The following is a 15,142-nucleotide window of genomic DNA, read 5'->3' on the forward strand; positions in this document are numbered from 1 at the left end:
GGCTGGTCCTAGGTCTTGAGTCCTATGCCGGGGCGTCTGAGACCATGGACGGCGTGAAAGAGATTCGGCGCGGCACGCTTCAGGAGCAGACCTTCTACGAGCAGGTCGGCGGGGAGGAGACCTTCCGCCGGCTCGTCCACCGTTTCTACGAGGGCGTCGCCGAGGACCCGCTGCTGCGGCCCATGTACCCCGAGGAGGACCTGGGCCCGGCCGAGGAGCGCCTCACGCTGTTCCTCATCCAGTACTGGGGCGGCCCCACGACGTACAGCGACAACCGCGGGCATCCCCGCCTGCGGATGCGGCACGTGCCCTTCACGGTCGACCGTGCGGCGCACGACGCGTGGCTGAAGCACATGCGGGTCGCCGTCGAGGAGCTCGGGCTGTCCGAGGAGCACGAGCACACCCTGTGGAACTACCTGACGTACGCGGCGGCCTCGATGGTGAACAGCCCGGGCTGACGCCCTCCGGGGCGCGGCGGGGCCGGGTCGGCGGACGCTGACGCCTCCGGGGGCGCGGCGGGGGACCCGTTTCAGCGGACGCTGACGTCCAGGGCCCCGAGCCCGGCGCGCCGTACCGCGATCGACCCGTACGGCGTGCGCAGCCGGAGCCACGCACCCGACGAGAACAGCCCCAGCGGCACCTCGGGCCGCAGGAAGCCGAGCGACTGCGCGGCGTGCACGGCCCGGACGGGTAGCGGGGTGTCGCCGACCGTACGGGACCAGATGTCCCGCCCGATCCGGTCCAGCTCGGCCCGGGTGCGCCGCTCGGCCGGCAACTCCTGCGTACGGGCCCGGAACTCGGCGACGGCGGCGGCCACGAGGGACCGCAGCGCGTCCGGCGCAGGCAGCCCCGGCTCGGCCGCCCGCCAGCCACCGCGCGGCGGCAGCACGCCCGCCCACGGCGGCCCGGTCACCGCACCCGGCACGACGGCCGTCGCGGCCTTCTCGTCCACCGACTCCAGGAACTCACCGGCGGACACGGTCACGTCCAGCGTGGCCTCGAGCCCCTTCTCGTACGGCTTCGCCAGCCGCACCGCCCGCACGGCCAGCACCTCGAAGGACGGCGGCCGTCCGAACACGGCGAGCGCGGTGCCCACGGCCTGCAGGCGCACCGCGGCCCCGCGGTCGTAGTGGAGCAGCCGGGAGAGGAAGGCGGCGAGATCCGCCGCCTCCCCCTCGTCGGCGAGGTGGAGCACCGTCATGCGGCGACGGCCTCCTCCTCGTCGTCATCCATGTACTCGCGGAGGAACTCGCGCTCCTCCTCGGTGATCCGGCGCGGGCGCTGTGCCTCGAAGTCGAACGGCACGATCACCGTCGAGGCCCTCACATAGACCTGGTCGTCGTCCTTCACCTCGTAGGTGAGGGTGAAGGACGCGGCCCTTATCTCGGTGACCCACAGCTCGACGTCCACCGGGTGGTGCCGGTGGACCAGCTGCCGCTTGTAGTCGATCTCATGGCGTGCCACCACGGACCCCTGCTTGAAGTCCTTCTCCGGGCGGAACAGGAAGTCGATACGGGCTTCCTCCAGGTAGCGGAGGAACACCACGTTGTTGACGTGGCCGTAGGCGTCCATGTCCGCCCAGCGCAGCGGGCAGCGGTAGATGTGCCGCAAGATCAGTCCCGGGTCAGCTTCTTGTAGGTGGCGCGGTGCGGACGCGCGGCGTCCGGGCCGAGCCGCTCGACCTTGTTCTTCTCGTACGACTCGAAGTTGCCCTCGAACCAGAACCACCTGGACTCGCCCTCGTAGGCGAGGATGTGCGTGGCGACGCGGTCCAGGAACCACCGGTCGTGGGAGACGACGACCGCGCAGCCGGGGAACTCCAGCAGTGCGTTCTCCAGGCTGGAGAGGGTCTCGACGTCGAGGTCGTTGGTCGGCTCGTCGAGAAGCAGCAGGTTGCCGCCCTGCTTGAGGGTGAGCGCGAGGTTCAGCCGGTTGCGCTCACCGCCGGAGAGCACACCGGCCGGCTTCTGCTGGTCCGGCCCCTTGAACCCGAAGGCGGAGACGTACGCGCGCGAGGGCATCTCGACCTGGCCCACGTTGATGTAGTCCATCTCGTCGGAGACGACCGCCCACAGCGTCTTCTTCGGGTCGATGTTCTCGCGGCTCTGGTCGACGTAGGAGATCTTGACGGTGTCGCCGACCTTGATGGCGCCGGAGTCGGGCTCCTCCATGCCCTGGATCATCTTGAACAGGGTGGTCTTGCCGGCGCCGTTCGGCCCGATGATGCCGACGATGCCGTTCCGCGGCAGCGTGAAGCTGAGGTCGTCGATGAGCAGCTTCTCGCCGAAGCCCTTGGTGAGGTTGCTGACCTCGACGACGACGTTGCCCAGGCGCGGGCCCGGCGGGATCTGGATCTCCTCGAAGTCCAGCTTCCGCATCTTGTCGGCCTCGGCGGCCATCTCCTCGTAGCGGGCCAGACGCGCCTTGGACTTGGCCTGACGCCCCTTGGCGTTCGACCGCACCCAGTCGAGCTCTTCCTTGAGGCGCTTCTGCCGCTTGGCGTCCTTCTGGCCCTCGACCTTGAGGCGGGCGGCCTTGGTCTCCAGGTACTTGGAGTAGTTGCCCTCGTAGGGGTAGAGGCGGCCGCGGTCGACCTCGCAGATCCACTGGGCGACGTTGTCGAGGAAGTACCGGTCGTGGGTGACCGCCACGACGGTGCCCGGGTACTGGGCCAGGTGCTGCTCCAGCCAGTTCACGGACTCGGCGTCGAGGTGGTTGGTGGGCTCGTCGAGCAGCAGCAGGTCGGGCTGCTCCAGCAGCAGCTTGCACAGCGCGACGCGGCGGCGCTCACCGCCGGACAGGTTGGTGACGGGCCAGTCGCCGGCCGGGCAGCCCAGGGCGTCCATGGCCTGCTCCAGCTGGGCGTCGAGGTCCCAGGCGCCTGCGTGGTCGAGCTGCTCCTGGAGCTTGCCCATCTCGTCCATGAGCTCGTCGGTGTAGTCGGTCGCCATCTGCTCGGCGATCTCGTTGAACCGGTCGAGCTTGCCCTTGATCTCGGCGACACCCTCCTGGACGTTCTCCAGGACGGTCTTGTCCTCGGTCAGCGGGGGCTCCTGCAGCAGGATGCCGACCGTGTAGCCGGGGGTGAGGAAGGCGTCACCGTTGGACGGCTGCTCGATCCCGGCCATGATCTTCAGGATCGTCGACTTTCCGGCGCCGTTCGGGCCGACGACGCCGATCTTCGCTCCCGGGAGGAAGCTCGTCGTCACGTCGTCGAGGATCACCTTGTCGCCGTGCGCTTTGCGCGCCTTGCGCATGGTGTAAATGAACTCAGCCAAGAGAAACCGTCCGGCAGCTTGAAACTGGCAGTGGGCAGATACACCCCATCTTGCCGTACCGCTACCCCTGGGTGGAAACGCGTATGAGTGGGGGGCTGTGACCTGGGGGTTCGCGATGGGTGGCCTGGACTCGCCTGTCACTGCCGTTGGTCGCCTGTCGCGGCTCCGGCTGTTGCTCCGGACATCACAGCTGAAGAACTCACCGGAGCGCGAGCGAAGCCGCATCCATTCTGTTAGACCAGCGGATACTCCCGGCCGCCGCCAAGGAGGCGAACAGCGGGCCGGGTCCGCGACGCGAGCCGGGCCCGAAGCCGCGGTCTCAGGCAGCTGTCATTACCGCTTCTCCTCAGCCGGTGGCGTGCCGGGCGGCGTCGGGCCGCGGTTGCCCATGAAGTAGGCGCCGAAGGCGCCAGCCAACGAGGCGAACACCGTGACGGCGTACAGGGCCAGCAAGATTTCGATGAACTTGCCGTAGGCGGTTGTTGCTCCCGCCGTCTCACCGCTGATCGCCATCAGTGCCGTGGCGTGAAGGGTGCTCGCGAACGAATCGGTCGGCCGATCGAACTCATACAGCAGTTCCCCTGCGGCGACCACCACGATCACCGTGATCATGCCCAGCCACGCCACCCGGTCGCTGAGCAGCCGGCCCGCCGACCGGGAGGACCGCACGGTCGAGGAGAGCACCCGGCCGGTGCGCAGGAGGCGAAGCGAGCGCATCAGGCGAAGCACCCGCAGGAAGGGCAGGATCAGGAAGATCACCTGCCACCAGTTGCGGCGCAGGAACTTTCCCCGGTGCTCGGCCAGGCCCAGGCGGGTGATGAACTCGGTGACGAAGGCTGCCCACAGCAGCCAGCCGGTCACCGTCATGGCGGCCTGCATCGCCGTTCCGGGCCTGGCCATGCGCTCGCCGATGACGACGAGCAGGAACAGCACTCCCAGGGCGCTCATCACTGGCGTGAGCCGGTCCAGCAACTCCTGGGCCAGACGCTCACGCACAGAGTCGTGCTCGGAAGTTGGACCCACGTCAGCCCCCCATTCGCTCACTACGCCTTTCATGCGTCCGCGCTCCGCCTGGCCACAGACCAGGGACCTGACCGTAATGCCTGGCCTGTACAGCATCACGATGGGCATGCTCGGCATTGTCCAGGGCGGTACCGGAGCCGTACCAGGAGCGGGAAATCACACTGAGGCTGCCGTCCGTTTCCAGCATGACGGCTTGCACTTCCTCCATAGCACCAACCTCTTGAGGACGGACGGCCTGCCTCACCTCATCGAGTGCCACCCGCCGGCGCCTCATCGCTTCGGGGAGCATGCGGCCCTGGTGCAGCAGCACGGTCGGCTCGGCCTTCACCAGGCGCCGGACCCTACCGGAGCGGACCGGCGCCCAAGCGGTGAAGAACCGCAGCGCCACCAGCATGCCGAGAGCGGTGGCGCCTTCGAGGAGCGCGACGTGGCGGTTGAGCAGAATCGTTGCCAGGTCCAGCCCGACGCCCCGGTGACGACCAAGTCGGAGGCGTTCGTCTTCGACAAGGCTCGCTTGCCGGACGCGCGGACCGCGACGATCAAAAACAGATGGGCGAGGCCCGTCGTGATCCAAACGCGGGCCAGGTCATCCCAGGAGTCGAAGAGCATGTTCCCCCTGCTACCCCCTTGGCCGGTCGTCCGCACAAGGCGCCGTACAGCGGTGGCGGCGGACGTGGCATGAGGACGGTCCGCGAGCCTCTGCGGGCACAAGGAAAGGCGTCACTGCCGAGGCTGAGCCAGAGGAGTTCGCGCAGGTGGAGGCGGAACCGGCCAAAGGGGCAGGCCGCACGACGGCTGGGATCCCCTGGGTGAACGCCGCCGACTGGGCGTTTGCGGGCAGGTCGGTGTCGGTGTGGCCGGCAGCCGCGTCCGGGGAAGGCGGCCGAGCGCTCGTGGCTCATTGCGCCGTGTCGGGTGCACGGTCGGCGGCCTTGCGATAGAGAACTAGCCCGGGGGCCGTGGTGATGCCGTGCACGACGGTGCTGGCGGCGACGATCAGTGTTCCGGCGGCGAGTACCAGGGGGTTCGCCCCGAGCCGGTGGGCCTCCATGGTCAGGTAGAACAGCGCCGAGACGCCGATGGGGCCGAACCAGCCCAGGAAGACGGCATCCCGCCAGGTCAGGGAGAGGGGCCGCTTGAGCGCTAGCAGGATCGGCAGCCTGCGCAGCAGTAGCACGCCCAGGACCAGCAGCAGTGCCCGCCACCATCCCAGATCGCCCCACTCGCTCCAGGGGATCATCGCTCCCAGGACGGTGAACAGCGGCAGGACCATGAGGCGGTTGACCGCCTCGTCGATCTTGTTCTCTTCGGCGCGTTCGTTCGCCGAACTCGTCGCGTTGAAGGCCAGGCCGCTGACGAAGACGGCCAGGATGCCGTCGAGGTGCAGCAGACCGGAGGCCCCGAGCACGAACAGGGCGAGCAGGAGCGTGTAGATGAACAGGGGGCCTGACTCGACGGTGCGACGATCGTCGGCGGCGCGCAGGGCCTTTCCGCCCAGCCAGCCCGCCACCCCCCCGAAGGCGACCGCGCCCAGAACCTGCCACAGGGATTCCAGCAGTGCCTTGGTGCCGGTGAGGGGCCCGGCGATGGCCACGGCGGCGAGCACCAGGGGCAGGGCCAGTCCGTCGTTGGCACCCGATTCGAGGGAGAGGAGCTGCCTGGTCCGGGCGGTGATGCCCTTCTCGGCGGGTTCGCCGGTGATCACGCTGGAGGCGAGGACGGGGTCAGTGGGGGTCAGTGCGGCTCCCAGCAGCGCCGCCGCGCCGAGGCCGATGCCCAGGGCGGCGGCCGACACTGCCGTGGTGAGCAGCGCCATCCCCAGCATGGCTACGCCGAGAAGGACGGCCACCGGCCTGATCCGTGACCGTACGGCGCGGAACGGATAGCGCAGCGCCACGGCCATCACGGAGATCGCCAGCAGGATCCGGGAGGCCTCGTGCAGTTCCTCGTGTCCCTCCACCACGGTGGGAAGGTCGATGATCCCCAGCACGGCCGGACCGAAGACGACGCCGGTCAGCAGGGCCAGCAGCGGTCCGCTCAGCGGTAGCCGTTGGATGAGCGCGGAGAGCGCCGCCACCACGAGGGCGAGCGCACCGGCAACCGTCAGTAGAGTGTCCACCATGCCGCCTGACTTTCCCTTTCCGGTCACGAGCATGTGTACCCGGACGCCCGGTGCCCTGGACGGCCCAAGTTGCTGACACCGCCCCGAAGAGCACTGACCTCGCCGTTTCACTCGGGTTTGGCGGCTGGCGAGGTGGAAACGCGAAAGTGCTTTCCTGACCTGGAACGATGAAGCTCCGCGACGTCCCCCTGACCCCGAGGTGTCGGCGGCAATCCGCGAGCACGTGGCGGACTTCCCGCCCGTCGGCGTGACGCTTCCCTGGCTGACCCCGACCGGTCTCAAGGTCGCACACCAGCTCCTCTTCACGAGGGTCGCCGGAGCGGCCATCTGGAGCCAGGCCTTCGATGACCAGGCTTGGCGGCCCGCGTTCGCAGCCGCAGGCATCATCCCGGCCCCTGAGAAGGGCGAGCGCTACGCCGCCTCCCGCGAGCACGGCATGCACGCCCTGCGGCACTTCTGCGCCTCGGCGCACCTGGCCCTGAGCCTCTTTACTCGGGCCACAGCGACCCGGGCTTCACCCTCCGGGCCTACACCCACCTCATGCCGTCCCAGCGAGACCCGGACCGGGAAGGCCACTCCGCGATGTATCGGGCCGCTGGTCACGCGCATGACGGCCCGGAAACACCCGACGGCCCGCAGACGGCCCAAGCCGCCGGACACGGCCCGGGGACGGCCCAGGGGGTGATCACTTGGCACCCCACATCTGAGGGGAAGGCTCCACTCCTGGGCGCGCAGGAGTGATCGCAGGAGTGATCGCCCTCGCCGCTTGAGGACGTCTACGCACCGAGGGGCTTGGCTTCTGATGGATCTCCGCGGAGATCCATCAGAAGCCAAGCCCCTGAGTCACCCCTGACGTCGGAGGCACCAGCCCCGGCGAACAGCACCCTCTCGGCGTCCGGGGCAAAGCGGCGCCGCCCGGAGCCGCCGCCGCGTTCGCCGCGGGTCAGTCCCCCGCCGTCGGCTCCTTGCGCCGCAGCACGATCAGGGTCGTCCCGCCGATCAGGACCATGCCGAGGGCGATGCCCGCGATCAGGGGAGTGACGCCGGAGCTGCCTGTCTCGGCGAGGTTGGTGTCCGTGTCGGTGCCGCCCACCGCGGCCGGGGTCGGCTCGCTGAGGGTCTGGGTGGTGGTACCGGTCGCGCTGCCCCGGATCTGGCAGTCCAGCACACCGGTGAAGCGCTTCTCGAAACCACCGGGGCCGCGGATCGTGAAGTCGTAGGCCTGGTCCTCCTGAAGCGGCACCGTCACCGTGCGGGACTCGCCCGCGGCGATGGTGTGCTCGAGGCCGGCCAGTTCGAAGGTGAACGGCTCGTCGCCCTTGTTGGACGCGATGACGTCGACGCCGCCCTCGGCACAGTTCTTCGCCGCCGAGAGTGCCGGAACCGGACCCTGCTTCGCCCAGGTCGCGCCGGCCGTCGCGGACACCGTCGACTCGCTGGAGCCCGCCAGGATCTGTGTCTGGCTGCGGCTGTCCGAGGCGAAGGCCCGGCCGACCGGGACGGTCGTCGAGGCCTGCACCGTGAGATCGGCCGCGCCGGCCGCCGCGTCCTCGGGCACCTCGAAGAACACCTGCCCGCCGTCCGAGGTGGAGGTGACGGGCTTGCCCTGCGCGTCGACGATCCGGACCCCGCTCGTAGCGGCGTCCGCCGGAGGGGTCACCGTCGCACTGCCGGCATTGGTGTGGACCGTCACCGGCCCCAGCCGCTCGCCCGGCCGTCCGGAGACCGCCGACGGGGTCAGGGTGAGCGAGGCCCGGGGCTCGGGCAGGTTCCGGGCGCTCTTCTGCAGGTAATCCGCGAGTTGCTCGGCCTGCGGGTCGAGCGCGTCGACGGCCACGTCGTCCGAGTACCGCCAGATCGCCACCTGCGTACCGGCCGCCGCGTCCTGCTGGGTGAGCGCCCCGCGCACACCCGCCTTCCGGGCCAGCGCCGCGAGGTCGTTCACCTGCGGGTAGGAGTTCTGCAGGATCCAGCGGATCTTCCCGGCGTCCTTGTTGACGCCCAGGGACGTGCCGCTCCAGGGCGTCTCGTGATAATTGGCGTCCCGCTGCGTGGGGTTGTGGAGGTCGACGCAGTACGTCTGCAGCATGCCGCCGCCCTCGACGGACATCTCGAACAGGCCCGCCGAGATCTCCTGGTCGCCGGTGTCGGCGTGTATCACGGCCGCGCCGTACGTCTTGAGGCCGCCTATCGTCGCGGCCGCCCCGCCCTGGCTCTGTGGCGTCTCGTCGGCGGCCGCCTGCCGGGCACCGGCCAGCCCGCCCGCGGCGACGAGCCCGGACACCAGCGTCGCGGCGGCGAAGCGGGCCGTCCCTCGCCTGCGTACGAACAGCTCAGAGAACGAAGCAAACACCAAATTCCCCTTCGAGCAGGACCGGTTACGTGGGGGGACGGTCCCACCAGCAGAATCAGAAGCCTCACAGGTCACGGGAGACCCGAGAGCCCCGAAAGCCATGTCCGGCATCCTAAGGACGCGGCGGAGTCCGCCCGCCGGTCAGGCCGTCGGACGAGTGATCCGACTCGGAATCGTTATCGCCAAGATCCCTGGTGAGCAGGGCTTATCGACAAATCCACCCCTGGCCGTCCGGTGCACACCTGTCGATAAGCCGTAGTTCGGGCAGACCTCCGCCGGTACCTGATGTCACGTCAGTGCCGGTGCCTCGGAGTGCTGTTGAGCCGGTGCGTCCGGGGTGTCGGAGGAACCCTCGTGCGGTGTCTCCCAGTTGGGCTCAGGTCGCGTCGGCGGCGACGCCGTCTCGGGCTTGCCGCCCCTCCTGAACGCCGAGGTGCCCCAGGCCAGGTCATGGCCGATCGCCACCGCGTCGATGTCCGCCGACGTCCAGCTCTGCCCCTCACGCACATCGGTGCGCACCTTCAGCCTGCCCTGCACGATCACCGGTTCCCCCACCGCCAGCGACGCCGCCGTGTTCGTGGCGAGCTGGCGGTTGGCCCAGACCGTGAAGAAATTGGTGTGCCCGTCGGTCCACGTGTTCTTCTCGCGGTCCCAGTAGCGCGCGGTCACCGCCAGCCGGAACCTCGCCGACGGGCCGGACGCCATCTCCCGGTACACCGGCTGCGTCGCCACCCTGCCGACCGCGCAGACCATCGTCTCGTTCATCGCGAACCCCTCCCTCGCCCGGACTCGGACGCCGGGCCGACACGCGTACGGGCCCGTCCCGTACGGCTGCGTCTGCCAGACTGCCGCCGCCGGGCCGGGCCCGCTGAGCGCTGTGGATCACCGCCCACCTGTGGACAACGCCGCCACCCGGAGGGGTGACGCCGAGTGCCACGGAGGCGCGAGACGATGGCGCCGACGGCCCGTCACAGCCACGGCGGTCACAGCGGTCACCCCGCGGTCACCGCACCATGCGCCACCCCTGCATCACCGCACATGCGCCACCCCACCATGCGCCCCCGCACCACGCACCAGAGGGCACCGCCTGCAGCAAGCACCTTCACCAGCCGCCACCGCCTGCGCCACCGCACAGGCATCACACACGCGCCACCGCACAGGCATCACGCCACACGCGTCACCCGACAAGCGCTACCGCACCACGCTCACCGCCCTGCCCCCACCACCCTCCCGTACTGCTCCCGGACCTCCCGGTACCGCAACAGCTCCGCCGCCACCGGATCCAGTACCCGCGCCCTGCCGCACCCGGCTGCCGCCTCCCGCAACCGGCGTTCCGCGTCCAGCCCGTAGCGCCGGGCCGGCCCCCGCGCCGCCATCCGGCAGCTCCACTCGATCAGCGGACCGCCGACGATGCCGATCACCATCAGCAGCACCGGCACGCCGAGGTTCGGCGCCATGACCCCGATGATCTGGCCCAGCAGCCACAGCCCGCCCAGGAACTGCAGGATCGTCATGGACGCCTGGGTCAGCACGGCCACCGGCCACCACCCCGGCCGCGGCGGCCGCCCCGTCGGCACACCCGCGCGCACGGACAGCTCGTCCAGTGCCTCGGGCAGCCCCTGCGAGCCGCGGGCCGCCGCCTCGCGCACCGCCTGTGCCCAGGGCGCGGGCAGCCCGGCCGAGGCCCGGTCGGACACCGTCCGCACCGCCTGTTCGACCCGCTGCCGGGCGGTGGCCTCCTCGTCGGCCTGCGCGCGGGAGGGGAGCCGCCCCGTGGCGGGCTCGCCGCGGTCCTGGTACCAGCGCCACAACCGTAGCCAGGGAGTGCCGCACGCGCGGTTGGCGTTGCGCAGCCAGGCGCGTTCGGCCGCCTCGCCGGCGGCCGTGGCGCCCACCGCGTCCGCGAGCCGGTCCGAGAACTCCTCACGGGCCTGCTCGCTCAGCCCGGTCCGCCGCTGGGTGGCGTAGACGGGCCACAGCCGCGCCGCGGCGAGGTCGACGTCGGCCGAGATACGGCGGGCTGGTGCCCCCCGCTCCGCCACGAACTGGCCGAGCACCTCGCGCAGTTCACCGACACCGTCCCCGGTGAGCGCGGACAGCGCGAGCACGGTCGTACCCGGTTCGCCGTACTCCCCGAGGGCGATGCCGTCGTCGTCGAGGAGCCGCCGCAGGTCGTCGAGGACCTGCTCGGCGGCCTCGCCGGGCAGCCGGTCGATCTGGTTGAGGACGACGAACATGACCTCGGCGTGGGCCGCCATCGGCCGCAGGTACCGCTCGTGGAGGACGGCGTCGGCGTACTTCTCCGGGTCGACGACCCAGATGACCGCGTCGACGAGCGCCAGGATGCGGTCCACGTGCTCGCGGTGCTGTACGGCCGCGGAGTCGTGGTCGGGCAGGTCGATCAGGACGAGTCCGCGCAGCGGCGACTCGCCGTCCCCCGTCGGCAGCGGCCGGCGGCGCAGCCGGGGCGGGATGCCGAGGCGTTCGATGAGGCTCGCCGCGCCGTCGCTCCAACTGCACGCGATGGGCGCCGCGGTGGTGGGACGACGTACGCCGGTCTCCGAGATGGTCACCCCGGCGAGCGCGTTGAACAGTTGCGACTTGCCGCTGCCGGTGGCACCCGCGATGGCGACGACGGTGTGCTGCCCGGAGAGCCGGCGCCGCGCGGACGCCTCGTCGAGCACCCGGCCCGCCTCCGACAGGGTGCGGCTGTCGAGGCGGGTGCGCGACAGCCCCACGAGTTCGCGCAGGGCCTCGAGCCGGGAGCGCAGCGGGCCGTCGTAGACCAGGGGGGTCAGGGCGGGCGGGACGGCGGAACGGCTGTCCGTCATGGCGAACTGGGCCCCCTCGGCGTTCTCGTTGACCCGGCGGGCGATGAGCCCGTCGTCCCAGGTCTCCCCGGAGTCCGTACGCGCCGCGCGCTCGCCCTCCGAGGCACTCCTGGCTGTCCTCCCGGCGCCCCCCGCCTTGTTCGCGTCGTCGTCCGGCTGATCGGCGTGCTCGGTGTGGTCCTGGTCAGTGATGGCGGTCACCGGTCACCTCTCCTTCTGCAGTACGGACAGCGCGGCGATGAGTTCGGCCTGGGGTTCGGGGTGGACGTCGAGCGCGTCCAGCGGGGCGAGCCGGCGCTCCCGTTCGGCGTGCAGGAGCCGGTCGACGTGCTCGGTGAGCAGCCGTCCGGCCCGGTCGCGCAGCCGCAGCGCGCCGTGGGCGCCGATCCGCTCGGCGAGGCTCTCCCCGGCCATCCGACCGCGGCGGCCGCCCAGCAGGGAGGTGGCGACCAGGGCGGCGACCACTTCCGGGTCGGGCGCGAGGTTCCGGTCCAGTTCGCGCACCTCGTCCTCGGCGTACTCCTCGAGCTCGCGCCGCCAGCGCCGTACGGCGAGTCCGATCCGGTGCTCGGCACTGTCCGCCGCGGGCTCTCCCAGGGCGAGTTCCGGAGCGGCCGAGGCCGGTTCGCGCCGCCAGGCGTCGTCGACGCGCTCGTCGGCGGCGGTGACGGCGCACAGCAGCAGCGCGCTGAGGCTCTCCACGAGGGCGTCGAGGAGTTCGGCGGCGGTGCAGTCCAGGGGGAAGGCGCGCCACCGCTTGAGCGCGTCCCCGGCGAGTACGGCCCCGGACTGCAACCGGCCCCGCACGCGCGTGTGCTCGCTGTCGTAGGCCACTCCGACGGCGGAGGTGAGCCGCAGCGCGGCGGCGTGCTGGGCGGCGGCGGCGGCGGCCAGCTCGGGCATGCGGGACTTGAGGGAGTCGAGGACGCCGTACGCGGTGCGGGCCAGCACCTGCTGACGGGCCGCGGGGTCCTGGGCCTGGTGGATGAGCCAGGTACGCAGCTGGGCCACGGCGCTGGCCGGCAGGAGTCCGCCGCCCCAGGCCGACTCGGGCAGTTCGGGCACCGTGAACCGCGGCACCTCGCCGAGGCCGGCCTTGGTGAGCAGGGCGCCGTACTGCCGCGACACCTCGTTGACCACCTGGTGGGGGACGCGGTCGAGGACCGTGACGAGGGTGACGTCGTACTCCTTGGCGGTGCGCAGCATGTGCCAGGGGACGGCGTCGGCGTAGCGGGCGGCCGTGGTGACCATGACCCAGATGTCGGCGGCGCAGATGAGCTCGGCGGCCAGGACGCGGTTGTCGGCGACCAGGGAGTCGATGTCGGGCGCGTCGAGCAGGGCGAGACCGGGCGGCAGTGTCTCGGTGGTCTCGACGCGCAGCACGCGCGCGGGGTTCTCGCCGGGGAGCAGCAGGTCGTCCGTCGAGTCCTGCTGGGGCACCCACACGCGCGTGAGGTCGGGCAGCACCCTCATCCCGCTGAACCAGTGATGGTCCTCCGGATGGCAGACCAGCACGGGGGTCCGTGTCGTCGGCCGCAGCACGCCCGCCTCACTGACCCGCCGTCCCACGAGGGAGTTCACGAGCGTGGACTTCCCAGCTCCGGTGGACCCTCCTACGACGGCCAGAAGCGGCGCTTCGGGCTCCCGCAACCGGGGCACCAAGTAGTCGTCGAGCTGCGCGAGCAGTTCGTCGCGGTTGGCACGCGCGCGTAGGGCCCCCGCCAGGGGCAGCGGGAAGCGTGCGGCGGCGACACGGTCGCGCAGGGCGGAGAGTGCGTCGAGCAGCTGAGGCCGTACGTCCAAGGTCACCACATGTGAAGAATGCCCAATTTTAGGGGAATTCTGAAGCATATGAGCATGTCTGCGCGCCGACAGAACACAAGGGATGGAAGGGACGAGTGGGACACGGGCACACTCCAGGCATAACGAGTGCACAACACCCGATGCGCCAGACGCCAAAAGCGATGCACGATTCGTACCCGCCTGCGATTATCAGGACCGCTTCACTGAACCTCCACATCGAGCCACGGAGGCGAAGCAACAGGGGCAAGGACGCGGGAGCCCTATCCTTGTCCCCGGCAACGTCACGGATCGGCCCACACCCGGGCATCCAGACAGAGGCCACCACACCCGGCCCCCGTAGCTCAGTGGATAGAGCAGGCGCCTTCTAAGCGCTTGGCCGCAGGTTCGAGTCCTGCCGGGGGCGCATATAGCCTCTCACCAGCGAAAACGCGTGAGGGGCTTTTCCCGGCATTGAGGTCAGTGGCAGTTTCCCAGGCGGCTTCGAACAGCGCGTATATCCCGCCGACCACACTGAGCCGCGTCCTCGGGGGTCCCACGCCGTGGCCGACCGATTGGTCGGGGTGACAGGGTCAGGTCCCCGCGCCGCCGCCCATGCGCGATCATGACCTCTGGAAGCGAACCGTGGACCGAACCACGGGCCGTGAAAGGGGCATGCCGTGCGGCTGCGCTGTGCTGTGCTGGACGACTTCCAGAAGGTGGCGACCGAGGTCGCCGACTGGTCGATGGTCGCTGACGACGTGGAGGTCGTGTCCTTCGACCGGCACATCGACGGCGAGGACGCCCTGGCCGCCGCCCTGGCCGCGTTCGACATCGTGGTGACCCTGCGCGAACGCGTGCCGTTTTCCGGCTCGCTGATCGCCCGGCTGCCCCGGCTGAAACTGCTCGTCGCCTCCGGCATGCGGAACTCCGTCATCGACTACGCGGCCGCCGAGGCCCACGGCGTCACGGTGTGCGGCACGGCCAGTTCCCCCACCCCGCCCGTCGAACTGACCTGGGCACTGCTGCTCGGCCTCGCCCGCGGCATCGTCGAGGAGAACACCGCCCTGCGCTCCGGCGGCCCCTGGCAGAGCACGGTCGGCGCCGATCTGCACGGCTGCCGGCTCGGGCTTCTCGGCCTGGGGAAGATCGGCGGCCGCGTCGCCCGGGTCGGCCTCGCCTTCGGCATGCGGGTCAGTGCCTGGAGCCATAACCTCACCCGCGAGCGCGCCGGCGAGGTCGGCGTGGAACTCGCTCCCTCCAAGGAGGACCTGCTCGCGAACAGCGACTTCGTCTCGGTCCACCTCGCGCTGAGCGACCGCACCCGCGGCCTGCTCGGCCCCGCCGAACTCGCCCTCCTGAAGCCGACCGCGTACCTGGTCAACACCTCACGCGCGGCCATCGTCGACCAGGACGCGCTCCTCGCCGCCCTGCACGAGGGCCGTATCGCCGGTGCCGGCGTCGACGTCTTCGACGTCGAGCCCCTCCCCGACGGCCACCCGATGCGCACCGCCCCCCGCATCCTCGCCACCCCGCACCTCGGCTACGTCTCCCGGGCGAACTACGCGACGTACTACGGCCAGGCGGTCGAGAACATCCGGGCCTTTCTGGCCGGTTCGCCCGTACGGCTCCTGGCGTCCCACTGAGGTGTGTGGCCGGCGATCCCCTGCCGGCGGTCAGGGCGCCTGCGTCGGCGGATGCAACCGGCTGGTCCCCGCGGTACGCGCCCACGGGCCTCGCCGTGCCCTTTCGCGTG

The 15,142-nt window shown here is 70.7% G+C and carries 12 protein-coding genes and 1 tRNA gene; 3 read left to right on the forward strand and 10 right to left on the reverse strand.

Annotated elements, in window-relative coordinates; translation table 11 throughout:
- Positions 1-44 precede the first annotated feature (44 nt).
- On the forward strand, positions 45-458 hold the full coding sequence (locus ACZ5TL_RS09015) for a globin (RefSeq protein ID WP_468588720.1): 414 nt from the start codon (positions 45-47) through the stop codon (positions 456-458).
- A 71-nt stretch (positions 459-529) separates the two neighbouring features.
- Here the strand turns inward: ACZ5TL_RS09015 and ACZ5TL_RS09020 are convergent, their stop codons facing one another.
- From ACZ5TL_RS09020 to ACZ5TL_RS09065, 10 genes are all read right to left on the reverse strand, one after another.
- Positions 530-1,201 carry a DUF8010 domain-containing protein gene (locus tag ACZ5TL_RS09020; RefSeq protein WP_468588721.1) on the reverse strand — a complete coding sequence of 224 codons (672 nt, stop codon included), beginning with the start codon at positions 1,199-1,201 and terminating at the stop codon, positions 530-532.
- Complete coding sequence (locus ACZ5TL_RS09025) at positions 1,198-1,611, reverse strand: acyl-CoA thioesterase (protein WP_468588722.1); 414 nt, start codon at positions 1,609-1,611, stop codon at positions 1,198-1,200. The genes ACZ5TL_RS09020 and ACZ5TL_RS09025 overlap by 4 nt, the downstream gene beginning before the upstream one ends.
- Before the next feature lie 2 nt (positions 1,612-1,613).
- Positions 1,614-3,278, reverse strand: a complete 1,665-nt coding sequence (ettA, locus tag ACZ5TL_RS09030) for an energy-dependent translational throttle protein EttA (RefSeq protein ID WP_468588723.1) — start codon at positions 3,276-3,278, stop codon at positions 1,614-1,616.
- Positions 3,279-3,611: 333 nt separating this feature from the next.
- Entirely contained in the window at positions 3,612-4,409 is a 798-nt protein-coding gene (locus tag ACZ5TL_RS09035; RefSeq protein ID WP_468589019.1) for a hypothetical protein, read from the reverse strand.
- Entirely contained in the window at positions 4,303-4,695 is a 393-nt protein-coding gene (locus tag ACZ5TL_RS09040) for a DUF421 domain-containing protein (protein ID WP_468588999.1), read from the reverse strand. Before ACZ5TL_RS09040 ends, ACZ5TL_RS09035 begins: the two co-directional genes overlap by 107 nt.
- 504 nt (positions 4,696-5,199) lie before the next feature.
- The gene (locus tag ACZ5TL_RS09045; RefSeq protein WP_468588724.1) at positions 5,200-6,423 is read right to left on the reverse strand and encodes a cation:proton antiporter domain-containing protein; all 1,224 of its coding nucleotides are present in this window, start codon (positions 6,421-6,423) and stop codon (positions 5,200-5,202) included.
- Positions 6,424-7,366: 943 nt separating this feature from the next.
- Entirely contained in the window at positions 7,367-8,776 is a 1,410-nt protein-coding gene (locus ACZ5TL_RS09050) for a Cys-Gln thioester bond-forming surface protein (RefSeq protein WP_468588725.1), read from the reverse strand.
- 288 nt (positions 8,777-9,064) lie between these two features.
- Complete coding sequence (locus ACZ5TL_RS09055) at positions 9,065-9,541, reverse strand: single-stranded DNA-binding protein (protein ID WP_468588726.1); 477 nt, start codon at positions 9,539-9,541, stop codon at positions 9,065-9,067.
- A gap of 440 nt (positions 9,542-9,981) precedes the next feature.
- Complete coding sequence (locus ACZ5TL_RS09060) at positions 9,982-11,808, reverse strand: YfjP family GTPase (protein ID WP_468588727.1); 1,827 nt, start codon at positions 11,806-11,808, stop codon at positions 9,982-9,984.
- 3 nt (positions 11,809-11,811) lie between these two features.
- Complete coding sequence (locus tag ACZ5TL_RS09065) at positions 11,812-13,419, reverse strand: dynamin family protein (protein WP_468588728.1); 1,608 nt, start codon at positions 13,417-13,419, stop codon at positions 11,812-11,814.
- Between the two features lie 321 nt (positions 13,420-13,740).
- Here ACZ5TL_RS09065 and ACZ5TL_RS09070 point away from each other — a divergent pair.
- Together ACZ5TL_RS09070 and ACZ5TL_RS09075 are read left to right on the forward strand one after the other, a co-directional pair.
- Positions 13,741-13,813 (forward strand) — tRNA-Arg (locus ACZ5TL_RS09070).
- Positions 13,814-14,066: 253 nt separating this feature from the next.
- A complete protein-coding gene (locus ACZ5TL_RS09075) occupies positions 14,067-15,032 on the forward strand; it encodes a D-2-hydroxyacid dehydrogenase family protein (protein ID WP_468588729.1) in 966 nt (321 codons plus the stop codon).
- Positions 15,033-15,142 lie beyond the last annotated feature (110 nt).

The organism is Streptomyces sp. NPDC033136, assembly GCF_055578235.1.

Bases quoted from the DNA above. Each gene is read 5' to 3' on its own strand.
- ACZ5TL_RS09015 (WP_468588720.1), top strand. From the start codon at position 45: ATGGACGGCGTGAAAGAGATTCGGCGCGGCACGCTTCAGGAGCAGACC.
- ACZ5TL_RS09020 (WP_468588721.1), bottom strand. From the start codon at position 1,201: ATGACGGTGCTCCACCTCGCCGACGAGGGGGAGGCGGCGGATCTCGCC.
- ACZ5TL_RS09035 (WP_468589019.1), bottom strand. From the start codon at position 4,409: ATGCCCATCGTGATGCTGTACAGGCCAGGCATTACGGTCAGGTCCCTG.
- ACZ5TL_RS09040 (WP_468588999.1), bottom strand. From the start codon at position 4,695: ATGCTGGTGGCGCTGCGGTTCTTCACCGCTTGGGCGCCGGTCCGCTCC.
- ACZ5TL_RS09045 (WP_468588724.1), bottom strand. From the start codon at position 6,423: ATGGTGGACACTCTACTGACGGTTGCCGGTGCGCTCGCCCTCGTGGTG.
- ACZ5TL_RS09055 (WP_468588726.1), bottom strand. From the start codon at position 9,541: ATGAACGAGACGATGGTCTGCGCGGTCGGCAGGGTGGCGACGCAGCCG.